Here is an 11,245-nt window from a genome sequence, read left to right on the forward strand (position 1 = left end):
AACGCGCTTTCAAACAGTTCCAATCAGCATGAAGCGTGTGTATTTTTTTGTCGGCAGTTCGCCGGAGAACCTGATCTCCCGTAGCGCCGCCATGGCTTCGAAGGCTGCAAGTGAAGCCACGCAGTTGATGTGCGTCGGCTCGCTGAAATAATCGTTCGATTGCAGCAGCACATTCGTGCCTCGCGGAAGCAGGGCAAGCCAGGCGCTGAGATCGGCTATGTGTTCGCAACTCGTGTTGACGACCAGGTCGGGCCGCCCGGCCGCATAGTCGAGTGCATACATATCGTCCGTCAGCGCCCGGAAGCGGTCGCCGGCTTCCCGGTTGAGGGTCCGGGCGACCGGCCCGACTTCGGGATCGATGTCGATGCTGTCGATCGCAGCGATGTCGAAGCGCGCGTCGTTGAAAAGCATTGCCGGCAATACGCCGTACCATCCACCCAGAACCCATATGCGACCGAAGCGGCCGCCGCGGCTTTCAAACAGCTTGTCGAGCGCCCACATCTTGCAGGCGACCTGCTTGTGGTTGAAGGCGTTGGCGATATCGGCCGTCGGATGCTTGGCGATGACGCGCGCCAGCCCGGCCACGAGAGGATGGTTGACGTAGGTGGCAATTCCCCGTGTTAGGTCCAGGGCTTGCTCGTGCCCGTCCAAGCCGGCATTGCGTGGTTGCGTGACATCCATCATATTCGTCTTGTAGGGTGGGATTTCGGGCGACACAACGCAATCTTGCCCCCTGCAAGGCTGTTTGATCCGCGGACATGATTATGCTGCTAGCCGCTTCGCCATTGCCCGGAGAGAACCGGTTGCATCTGTCCGGACCGTCGGCGTCCTGCATGCATTGTGGCTTCGAGTTTGTCGTTGGCGACGAAGACATTGCCGATACGCTCTTCGCCGGCAGGTGCTTTTGCATCCTGCATCCTGCCAACTGAAGGACCCACAGTCGCATATGGAACCCAGCCTAGCCCGCTATATCTGGAAGCACACCAGGAAGCAGCAGATCTGGATATTGGCGATCGTCTTGCTTTCGATGATCCCGTATTTCATGTCCTTCGACCTGCCGAAGCTGATCGTCAACGGCCCGATCCAGGGCAAGGGCTTCGAGCAACCGGGCGCGACCCTGCCATTCATGAGGCTGCACTATAACCTGCCATTCATTGGCGAGGTCCAGTTCTTCTCCGGTTTTCAACTCGACCGCACGGAGACGCTGCTTGCCCTGAGCCTCGTGTTCCTCTTGCTGGTCGTCATCAACGGCCTGTTCAAACTCTACATCAACACCTACAAGGGCCGCCTCGGCGAACGCATGCTGCGGCGTATCCGCTTCGACCTGATCGATCGTGTGCTGCGGTTTCCGCCGATTTACTTCAAGCGGGTGAAATCCGCCGAAGTGGCGACCATGGTGAAGGACGAGGTGGAGCCGCTGGGCGGCTTCATCGGCGATGCCTTCCTGCAGCCGGTGCTGCTCGGCGGCCAGGCGCTGACAGCCATGTTGTTCATCATGGTCCAGAACGTCTGGCTCGGAATGATAGCGATGGTGATCGTGGCGATCCAGATCGTGCTCATCCCGCGAATGCGGCGGCGGCTGATCGTGCTCGGGCGCCAACGGCAATTGACAGCGCGCGCGCTTTCGGGCCGGGTTGGCGAAATCGTCGACGGCATCGGCGCGGTTCACGTCCACGACACGTCGAACTACGAGCGCGCCGACATAGCTGCCCGGCTCGGGCTCATCTTCAAGATCCGCTTCGATCTTTACCAATGGAAATTCATGGTAAAGTTCCTCAACAATTTTCTCGCGCAGCTCACGCCCTTTCTGTTCTACATGATCGGCGGCTATCTGGTCATCGGGGGCCGGCTGGACGTCGGCCAGCTCGTGGCCGTGATCGGTGCCTACAAGGACCTGCCCGGACCGATGAAGGAACTGATCGACTGGGATCAGGATCGGCAGGATGTCCAGGTCAAATATCAGCAGGTCGTTGAACAGTTCACCGTCGAGGATATCATTGCGCCGGGAATCGGAGCACTGACGATCGACGATCCCGGTCCGATGACAAACCCGCTGTCGGCGGTCGGTCTGTCCATAGCGGACGATGGCGGTGCGATGCTCCTCAACCGTATCTCCATGCAGGTCAAGCCGGCTGAGACGGTGGCGCTGGTCAGCACCCCGACAGGTGGAGCGGAGGCACTAGCAGAAGCCTTCGCGCGGCTGAACTGGCCGGAAAGCGGAAAGGTCGCTTCGGGCACCGATGACCTGCTTGAACTGCCCGAAGCAGTGACCGGCCGGCGCATGTCCTACGCCTCGTCGGATGTTTTCCTGTTCCAGGCAAGCCTGCGCGATAACCTGCTCTACGGGTTGAAGCATGCGCCGCTCACATCGGTGACTTATGACGGCGCCGCGGCAGACCGGCAGCGCTGGAACATCGACGAGGCGCGCCGGTCGGGCAATCCGGATTTCGATACCCACAGCGACTGGATCGACTATGCTTCCGCCGGTGCTACCGGCCCGCACGACCTCTTTGAAGCGGTGCGCCGGGTGCTCGACGCGGTTCTTCTGTCGCGCGACATTCTGGATCTTGGCTTGCGCTCTTCGGCCGACCTCACGCGTCACACGAAGCTTGCCGGGCGGATCGTCGAACTGCGTGCAGCGCTGCGAACCCGGCTGGAACAGGAAGGGCTGCGCGAACTGGTGGTTCCTTTCGAGCCGGGCGCTTACAACACGGAAGCGACGATCGGCCAGAACCTGCTCTTCGGCGCTGCCGCCGGCCCCGAACTGGCCGACAAGGCACTGGCGGCCAATCCCTATTTTGCTTCTGTGCTGAAGCAAGCCGGCCTCGACCGCACGCTCTACGAAATGGGCATGGAGATCGCCGAACAGGCGATCGAGCTGTTTGCCGACCTGCCGCCCGATCACCAGTTCTTCCAGCAGCTCGCCTTCATGAGCGCCGAGGAGATACCCGCCTACGAGACCTTGCTGCAGCGGCTCAAGAACCGTCTCTACGAGACGGTTTCGGAGGCCGACCGGGCCATGATCATCACCTTGAGCTTTGCCTATATCGAGCCCCGGCACCGCTTCGGCCTGCTGACCGACGAGCTGATGAGCAAGATCGTCGCCGCACGCAACCAGTTCTATGAAAACCTGCCGTCCGAGCTGCAAAACGCGATCGAACGGTATGATCCTGCCAAATACATTGCCGCGGCCACCGTCATGGACAACGTCCTGTTCGGGCGTGTGGGCAACAACCATCCCGACGCGCCGGACCGCATACGCTCCATCGTTTATGAAATTCTTGACGAGCTGGGGCTTTATGCCGAGCTTCTGGATGTCGGCCTTGACTTCAACGTCGGCGCCGGCGGCAGGCGGCTGACCGGTGGACAGCGACAGAAGCTCGATGTTGCCCGGGCTCTGCTCAAGCGTCCCGATTTTCTCATTCTCAACCGGCCGCTGTCGGCGCTCGACCAGCGTGTGCAGGACAAAGTTCTGCGAAACGTGCTCGAGGAAGCCAGACGCGACGACCATTCGCCGGCAATTGTGTGGGTGGTGACGAGTCCGGCAATGGCGATGATGTTCGATCGCGTTATCGTCTTTGACTCCGGCCAATTGGTGGAAGACGGTACACACGAGACACTTTTGGCAGACAACGGTATCTTCAAGGAACTTCTGTCATAGTCTGGCAGACGCGAATTTAGGAAGGTTTGCGACAATGCTGCTCAAGGATGAAGTTGGAATGCTGCAACGCGTTCCCTTGTTCTCTGGCATCGAGCCGGCAAAGCTCAAGCTGCTCGCGTTCACGTCCGATCGCGTGAACTACAGCGCCGGCCAGATTCTTTTCCGGCAGGGCGACGAGGCAGACGCTGCCTATGTCATCCTCTCAGGCAGGGCGGATATTCTGGTCGATTCCGACAGCGGGCCGATAAAAGTTGCCGAACTGCTGCCAAATTCGATCGTCGGCGAGATCGCCATATTGTGCAACAGCTCCCGCACTGCCACCGTCAGAGCGGCAAGCGATTTGGAGGCCTTGAGAATCCGCAAGGATCATTTCCTGAGGCTTATGAAGGAGTTCCCGGAAATGACCATCGAGATATTGCGGGTTCTTGCCGATCGGCTAAGCCATACGACCGCGGATCTGATCGACGCACGAACCGCCTAGAGCTACGATGGGCGAAAAGTAGCATGGACGACGATTTTTTCCTGGTCAGATTTTGGGGCGTGCGCGGCAGCATTGCGGTATCCGGGCCAGAATTCGTTCGCTATGGCGGCAACACAAACTGCATTGAGATGCGATGCGGCAAGCATACGCTTCTGTTCGACGCCGGCTCTGGCCTGCGGCCTGCCGGCAGGGCGTTTCAGGCGGCGGATGTGACCGATTTCGACCTGCTTTTCACCCATTGCCATTACGATCACATCATCGGGCTGCCGGCTTTTGCGCCGATCTTTGACCCGAGCGTCAAACTTACGGTTTGGTCCGGGCATCTTGCAGGACGCATGACGACCCGGCAGATGATCGATGAGTTCATACGGCCGCCGTGGTTTCCGGTGAAAATGGACGTCTGCAAGGCAAAGCTCGACTGCCGCGATTTCGTGTCCGGAGACGTGCTTCGGCCGCGCGAAGGGGTGGTGGTTCGGACCGCCAGTCTCACCCATCCGGGCGGCTGCATAGGCTACCGGGTCGAATGGGGCGGACGCGTCGTGGCGGTGATCACGGACACCGAGCACGAGCCGAACAAACTCGATCAGTCGGTGCTCGGCCTGATCGAAGATGCCGACCTCGTCATCTACGATTGCACCTACACCGAGAAGGAAATGGAACGCCGCCGCGGTAACGGCCACTCGACATGGCAACAGGGCGTCAAGCTCTGTGAAGCCGCCGGTGCGCGGGGGCTCGCGCTGTTTCACCACGATCCGACACGCACCGACGAGCAACTGGACGCGATGGAGAAACTGGCCAAGGACAGGTTTGCCGGCGCTTTTGCGGCGCGGGATGGCCAGACGCTCCAATTCCCGGTCTCATTGCACAAAAAACGCTGAGCTATTTTTCCTCTCCTTGTTTGAGCATGATCTTATCCGAAAACCGGATTCCACTTTTCGGGATCATGCTCCAGCGGCGCTGCGTTCGATCAATGTGCTGATCGGAAGCCATGCGCAGGCTTCGGTCCGCGCGGTGACTGCGAACAGCCGTTCGAGGAAAAGCCATGCCGATTCATCATGGACGAGATGGTGAGTGAGCAGGCCGACCGGTTCGCCGCCGTCGAATGCCTGCTGCAATTGCGCGATGATGGCCTGAACCAACAGGCCATGATCGCGGCAGCCGCGCGTGCCATGCCAATCCATGATGTCGACATTGCTGTTGATGACCGCCAGGGAAGCCGGCTTCGGCGGGCCAAAGACCGATAATGCCGCAAACCCTATCGATCCAAGGCCGGATACCACGCCGGCGTCGATCCTGTTCCAGGGTGGCACCAGCACCGGAACGGCACGTGCGCCGTGCAGGCCGGTCACGTGCGACAGCCCGCGAGCCAGTTCATCGAGCACCGCCCCGCGTGGCCGATGCGCGCCAAGCTCCTGCTTTTTCTGGTCCTCGGGCGCATGATTTCGGTGCGCCCAGCCATGAATGGCGACGGTAGCATGCGGCGCCTCGTCAAGCCGGACGACAAGCTTCCCGTCGGTCTGGGCCGGAATGACGGCCAGAGTGACCGGAACCGCGAATTCAGCGGTGAGGTCGAGCAGCCGATCAAGCGCCGGCGTCGGATCCACGGCATCATCATCGCGCAGCCAGAACTCCGCCTTGCGGCCCGCCCGTTGCCGGCGCGCCAGTTCTTCCACCAAGGGCTGCCAGATCGGATCGGATGTCATGAGACCGGGATCTTCCTGAGAAGTTCGGCCAGACGCGCCGCTGCACCACCGAGGGAACGTTCTTCGAGAACGAAACGCCTGGCCTCTGCGGCCATGATGGTTCTTTCGTCGGTACTGGCCAGAAGCCGTTCCATGGCGGAGGCGAACGCCGCGACATCGCCCGGCGGGGTGAGAAACCCGGTCTGGCCGTCCCGCACGACCTCCGGTACGCCGGCGATGTCCTGGGCCACCACCGGAAGGCCGGCGGCCTGTGCCTCAAGATAGGCGACGCCATAGGCCTCGCCGTAACCCGGCCAGACGTAGATTCCCCCGCTGTAAAGGACATCCGGCACGGCCGCCGGCTCGATTGCGCCAAGCCATTCGATACGGTCGGCGGGCAAGCCGGCGAATTGCGCTTCGACCTCGTCACGGGCAGGTCCGTCCCCGATCACCGACATGGTCCAGGGCAGGTGGCCGATCGAGCCGAGCGCTTGCGCCAGCATGCGATAGCTTTCGACTTTGTCGCCCGGGCGCATCATGGCGACGGTAACGAGGCGCGTCGGACAACCCCGTGACGGCATTTCGCGAAATGCCGCGGTGTCGATGAAGGGCGAAAGCATGCCGAAAGTGGCGTCGGGAATCGCATCTGTCAGCCCCTGGCGATCCCTTTGGGTGAAGCAGATGTTCAGCGCCGCCTGTTCGATGGCTCGCGCCACCAACGCCTGGCTATCGGCCCACAAGCCGGCGTTGCGTCGCCTCGAATAGGAAGCTTCCGCTGTCACATAGGGGACAGCAAAGGCCGACGCCAGCTCAGGCCCGATCAAGTCGGGCGCCTTGTAATAGGGATGATAGGTGAACCAGAGATCGGGCTTGCCGTCACGATGCCAAAGCTTGGTCAGCCGCGCGGCTTCGTCCGCGGCCTCGATCTTGAGCGCATCGAAACTTTTCGGCTCCGGCTGGCGTAGATAGAAGCGCAACTCGGATGCCAGTTCGACGCTATGCCCTGCGTACTCCAGCGCCTTGACCAGCATCCGTGCCATCTGGCGGTCGCCGGAGACGACGGGATGATTGGGTGACTTCAGCGGCGCGTAGAAGGCAATTCGCATCGCGCGACCCTATCATCGGAAAGCCCGCGCAAGTCAATTTCGAAGCATGATCGACTTCACCTTCAAGAGCTGGAATGTGCTATCTAATGCTCATGGAAACAGCTGTCGCGTCCGACCCGTTCGTCGCTTCTTTGCCGGTCTTCGCAAAGTTCGAAAGCGTTGCCGATATCGACAATTATCGGCCTCTGCCCGATGGCTGGGCGCTGGCCACCGCCGACATTGTCGGCTCGACCAAGGCGATCGAGGCGGGGCGCTATAAAACCGTCAATATGGCCGGCGCCAGCGTTATTTCGGCGCTGCTCAATGCGCTGGGCCGGCAAGATCTTCCCTATGTTTTCGGCGGCGACGGCGCACTCGTGGCGTTTCCCGGCTCGGCGCTTGAGATCGCCCGCAACGCGCTGGCTTCTGTCCAGAGATGGGTGGCGGACGAACTGGACCTGACCTTGCGTGCGGCAATCGTGCCGATAAAGGACATAAGAGCGAAAGGCTTCGATGTTCGCGTGGCGAGGTTCCAGGCCTCCGAAGCGGCGTTCTATGCGATGTTCGCCGGCGGTGGCGGCAGTTGGGCGGAAGCCGAGATGAAAGCCGGACGCTACCGCATCGACCCTGCGCCGGCCGGTTCGCGGCCGGATCTGACCGGCCTCTCCTGCCGCTGGAACCCGATCGAAGCCCGGCATGGCGAAATCGTCTCGATCATAGCCATACCGGGGGCGTCGCGAGACTTGCGCGGCTTTCAGTTTCTGGCTTCCGACATCATCGCCCTTGCCGGCAGGCAGGAGCGCGATGGCCACCCGGTGCCGGTGGATGGGCCGGCCTACAGCCTGTTGCCCGCCGGCCTCGATGTCGAGGCGCGGGCCACGGCGCCGCCAGGGCGGCGGTGGCGGGTGAAGCTGTGGGTGATGTTCCTGATGACGCTTACGGCTGTTACCGATAGATTTGGCTGGACGATCGGCCGTTTCGATCCAAAGGTCTACAAACGCGAGGTGGCCAGCAATTCGGATTTCCGCAAGTTCGACGACGGCTTGAAGATGACCATCGATGTCGACGCAGATGTCTTGCAACGGATCGAGAACCGGCTGAAACAGGCGGAAGAGGCGGGCATTTCCAGCTATGGCCTACACCGCCAGAAGTCGGCCTTGATGACCTGCCTCGTCATCTCGCCGCTGCAGCCCGATCACGTTCATTTCATCGATGGCGCCGACGGCGGCTATGCGATGGCAGCGGCAAGCCTGAAGGCGAAGGCGCCGGTCTGATGACGGCTTGCGGAAATCGATTTTCCGCAATATGCCTCGGCCATGGTTCTTTGGGACCCGGTGAGCCTCGCCAAGGACGCGGGTAGTCTGTCCGAATTGACGGGAAAGCAGTTTTTTGGACGCCTCACGATCGACATATGACCGTCTTTTGAACCGGATTTCGACGCGTTCCGCGCAAGTCGGCGTGATCGGACTGGGCTATGTCGGGTTGCCGCTGTCGGTTGCGATCGCACGCGCCGGCTTTCCGGTTTCCGGCTTCGACATCGAAGCCCAGAAGGTCGAGAGCCTGAACAACGGCCAATCCTATATCGAGGCGGTGACGTCGACGGCCCTTGCCGGCCATGTGGCGAGCGGACGGTTCCGCGCCACCGCCGATTTTGCCGAGCTGGCCGTCTGCGATGTCATCATCATCTGCGTTCCAACGCCGCTGACCAAACACCGCGAGCCGGACCTCTCCTTTGTCAGGAACACGGCAGGCACCATCGCCAGGTATCTGCGTCTCGGCCATCTGATCGTGCTGGAATCGACCACCTATCCCGGCACCACCGACGATGTGATCAAGCCCATACTGGAAGAAACCGGCTTGCGGTCGACGACAGACTTCTTCCTCGGCTTCTCGCCCGAACGCGAGGATCCTGGCAACCGCAGCTTCGAAGTCGCGACGATCCCCAAGGTGGTGGCAGGTGACGGCGTTGAAGCCGCGACGCTGGTGCAGGCTTTCTACCAAAGCGTGGTCAAGACCGTCGTTCCGGTTTCCAGCACGGCGACCGCCGAAGCGGTCAAGCTGACGGAAAACATCTTCCGCTCGGTCAACATAGCCCTCGTCAACGAGTTGAAGGTCGTGCTCGGTGCCATGGGTATCGACATCTGGGAGGTGATCGAGGCGGCAAAGAGCAAGCCCTTCGGCTACATGCCTTTCTATCCTGGCCCCGGACTTGGCGGCCACTGCGTTCCGATCGATCCCTTCTACCTGACGTGGAAGGCGCGCGAATACGAACTGCCGACCCGCTTCATCGAGCTGGCGGCGGAGATCAACACGGCCATGCCGCGTCATGTGGTCGATGAACTGGCGAAGGCGCTGGACCGGCGCTGCGGCAAGGCGCTCAGCCGCTCGCGCATCCTCATCATCGGGCTCGCCTATAAGAAGAATGTGCCCGACATCCGCGAAAGCCCCTCATTGCGGCTCATTGAACTCATCGAGGAATGGGGCGGCAAGGCTGAATTCCACGATCCGCATGTTACCGAGATTCCGGCCACACGGGAGCATATGGCGATCAAGGGGCGTCGCTCGGTCGAATTGACCGAGGCGGCCTTGAAGCAGTTCGATGCGGTCGTCATTGCTACCGACCATGACGCGATCGACTATCAGGCGATTGCTGATCACGCTCTTTTGATCGTCGACACACGCAATGTTTTTGGCCGCCTCGGGCTAGCCCGAGAGACGGTGGTGAAGGCCTGACGGCGGCCGAGCCGGCGAATTTCTTGCCCGATGTCAGGATCGGGATTGCACTCCGCCGGCAGCCTCGCCACATAATGTTCCACGAGTTGAATGCGGTTACGCCTGTTTGCTTCCTGCAAGGACAGTTATTCGGGACATTCTTCGCCGGCTTTGCCCCCGAAGCCGGCTTCATTGACTTAGAGGATTTGGCAGATCAAAGGAGATGGCTCGTCTTCGACGGGTTTCGAGATAGCATGAGCACAACGCAAGCAGAAATTTCCAGCATTCTCATGGATAAGGTGGCCGATTGGCTGACCCAGTCGGCGCTGGCGGGCGATGACCTGGAAACATTGGTAAAGGGCTTTTGTGAGCGGCTGGCTGCGGCCGGCCTGCCGTTGAAGCGGGTGCATTTGAGCTTTTCGATGCTCCATCCGCTTTATGACGCGCTTGGCTTCACCTGGCTTCGCGGCCAGGGCCTGGAAGTGGAAGGCTTTCGCAGTGAGAACGGCGTGCATTCCGACAGATTCCTGACCAGCCCATACTACCATCTGCTCAGCAACAAGCTCGACCATCTGCGGCGCCGGCTCGACCCGTCGGTGCGGTCGGAGTTTCCTGTTTTCGATGAACTCAGGCTTATGGGCGTCACCGATTACATGGCTTTCGTCCATCCCTTCAACGGCGATACCAGTCAGGGCATGATGGGGTCGTGGTCGACCGACGGTGCTTCAGGCTTCAGCGACAGCATGATTTCGGCGCTGCTGCGCATCCAGAACCATCTCGCTATCGCAACCAAGATGGCGGTGCTGACCAAGCTCGCCGACAACATGATGACCACTTATCTCGGCGGCGACGCCGGCAGGCGCGTGCTGGACGGCCAGATCAAGCGCGGCGAGGGCGACACAATCCGGGCCGCACTGGTCATGGGCGATATGCGCGGGTCGACAAAGCTGGCCGAAACCTCCGGCCGCGAAATCTATATCGATACGCTGAACCAGTTTTTCGATGCCATTGCCGCACCCTTCAATCGCAAAGGCGGGCAGATCATGAGTTTCCTGGGGGATGGCTTCATTGCCGTCTACCCCTGCGAAAGGCACCGCGCGCAGTCCGAGATCGCCTGCCAGGCTGCTCTTGCGGCTGCGCACAAAGCCAGCACGCGCATGATGGAGCTCAATCTGCGCAGAAAAGAGAAGGGGTTGGACGACATAAAATTTGGTATCGGCCTGCATGTCGGCAATGTGATGTTCGGCAATGTCGGGCTTACCGACCGGCTCACATTCTCTGTCTTCGGCTCGGCTGTAAACGAGGTTCAGCGCCTCCAGACCCTGACCAAGAAATATCCGCACAGCGTTCTCGCCAGCAAGGACTTCGCCGGCTATTGCGGCGCCAACAGCTGGCTGACGCTCGGCAAGGAGGAACTGGCGGGTATCAAGCAGAAGCTGACGGTGCTTTCACCCGATCTGTCGGGTGCTCTCGCACTCGATGAAGACGCTGTGCTGCAGCCGTTTCACGACCGGATATCGGATGCCGAGCAGGTCATGCTGCTTCATCGCGATGCCGCGCGGCTGTCGGCCGGCGACCGGAGGAAGCTCCAGTAGCCGCCACGAGCTGACCAGAACGCCTGGGT

At 60.8% G+C, this 11,245-nt stretch carries 9 protein-coding genes; 6 read left to right on the forward strand and 3 right to left on the reverse strand.

The window, feature by feature from the left end; all coding sequences use genetic code 11:
- Positions 1-9: 9 nt before the first annotated feature.
- Positions 10-684: a methyltransferase domain-containing protein gene (locus tag H0241_RS25400; RefSeq protein ID WP_407941775.1), complete on the reverse strand. Its 675-nt coding sequence runs from the start codon at positions 682-684 to the stop codon at positions 10-12.
- 262 nt (positions 685-946) lie between these two features.
- Here H0241_RS25400 and H0241_RS25405 point away from each other — a divergent pair, with 262 nt between their 5' ends.
- From H0241_RS25405 to H0241_RS25415, 3 genes are read left to right on the forward strand one after another with little or no spacing between them, the layout of a single operon-like run.
- The gene (locus H0241_RS25405; protein ID WP_181060585.1) at positions 947-3,661 is read left to right on the forward strand and encodes an ABC transporter transmembrane domain-containing protein; all 2,715 of its coding nucleotides are present in this window, start codon (positions 947-949) and stop codon (positions 3,659-3,661) included.
- Positions 3,662-3,695: 34 nt separating this feature from the next.
- Positions 3,696-4,142, forward strand: coding sequence for a cyclic nucleotide-binding domain-containing protein (locus H0241_RS25410; protein WP_181060586.1), 447 nt, complete (start codon positions 3,696-3,698; stop codon positions 4,140-4,142).
- Between the two features lie 23 nt (positions 4,143-4,165).
- Positions 4,166-5,020, forward strand: a complete 855-nt coding sequence (locus H0241_RS25415; RefSeq protein ID WP_181060587.1) for an MBL fold metallo-hydrolase — start codon at positions 4,166-4,168, stop codon at positions 5,018-5,020.
- A gap of 63 nt (positions 5,021-5,083) precedes the next feature.
- On the opposite strand, the gene H0241_RS25420 is transcribed toward H0241_RS25415, so the two are convergent.
- Positions 5,084-5,845: a polysaccharide deacetylase family protein gene (locus tag H0241_RS25420; protein WP_181060588.1), complete on the reverse strand. Its 762-nt coding sequence runs from the start codon at positions 5,843-5,845 to the stop codon at positions 5,084-5,086.
- Positions 5,842-6,930: a glycosyltransferase family 4 protein gene (locus H0241_RS25425; protein WP_181060589.1), complete on the reverse strand. Its 1,089-nt coding sequence runs from the start codon at positions 6,928-6,930 to the stop codon at positions 5,842-5,844. The genes H0241_RS25420 and H0241_RS25425 overlap by 4 nt, the downstream gene beginning before the upstream one ends.
- A gap of 74 nt (positions 6,931-7,004) precedes the next feature.
- On the opposite strand from H0241_RS25425, the gene H0241_RS25430 reads away from it, so the two are divergent.
- The 3 genes from H0241_RS25430 (at position 7,005) to H0241_RS25440 (ending at position 11,216) form a co-directional block, all read left to right on the forward strand.
- On the forward strand, positions 7,005-8,183 hold the full coding sequence (locus H0241_RS25430; protein WP_181060590.1) for a DUF3095 domain-containing protein: 1,179 nt from the start codon (positions 7,005-7,007) through the stop codon (positions 8,181-8,183).
- Between the two features lie 115 nt (positions 8,184-8,298).
- Positions 8,299-9,642 (forward strand): nucleotide sugar dehydrogenase, encoded by a 1,344-nt coding sequence (locus H0241_RS25435; protein ID WP_181060591.1) that lies wholly within the window; start codon positions 8,299-8,301, stop codon positions 9,640-9,642.
- A gap of 233 nt (positions 9,643-9,875) precedes the next feature.
- Entirely contained in the window at positions 9,876-11,216 is a 1,341-nt protein-coding gene (locus tag H0241_RS25440) for an adenylate/guanylate cyclase domain-containing protein (protein ID WP_181060592.1), read from the forward strand.
- Positions 11,217-11,245 lie beyond the last annotated feature (29 nt).

Origin of the sequence: Mesorhizobium neociceri (genome assembly GCF_013520985.1) — a bacterium.
Lineage (GTDB): Bacteria > Pseudomonadota > Alphaproteobacteria > Rhizobiales > Rhizobiaceae > Mesorhizobium > Mesorhizobium neociceri.

Bases quoted from the DNA above. Each gene is read 5' to 3' on its own strand.
- H0241_RS25400 (WP_407941775.1), bottom strand. From the start codon at position 684: ATGATGGATGTCACGCAACCACGCAATGCCGGCTTGGACGGGCACGAG.
- H0241_RS25405 (WP_181060585.1), top strand. From the start codon at position 947: ATGGAACCCAGCCTAGCCCGCTATATCTGGAAGCACACCAGGAAGCAG.
- H0241_RS25410 (WP_181060586.1), top strand. From the start codon at position 3,696: ATGCTGCTCAAGGATGAAGTTGGAATGCTGCAACGCGTTCCCTTGTTC.
- H0241_RS25415 (WP_181060587.1), top strand. From the start codon at position 4,166: ATGGACGACGATTTTTTCCTGGTCAGATTTTGGGGCGTGCGCGGCAGC.
- H0241_RS25420 (WP_181060588.1), bottom strand. From the start codon at position 5,845: ATGACATCCGATCCGATCTGGCAGCCCTTGGTGGAAGAACTGGCGCGC.
- H0241_RS25425 (WP_181060589.1), bottom strand. From the start codon at position 6,930: ATGCGAATTGCCTTCTACGCGCCGCTGAAGTCACCCAATCATCCCGTC.
- H0241_RS25430 (WP_181060590.1), top strand. From the start codon at position 7,005: ATGTGCTATCTAATGCTCATGGAAACAGCTGTCGCGTCCGACCCGTTC.
- H0241_RS25440 (WP_181060592.1), top strand. From the start codon at position 9,876: ATGAGCACAACGCAAGCAGAAATTTCCAGCATTCTCATGGATAAGGTG.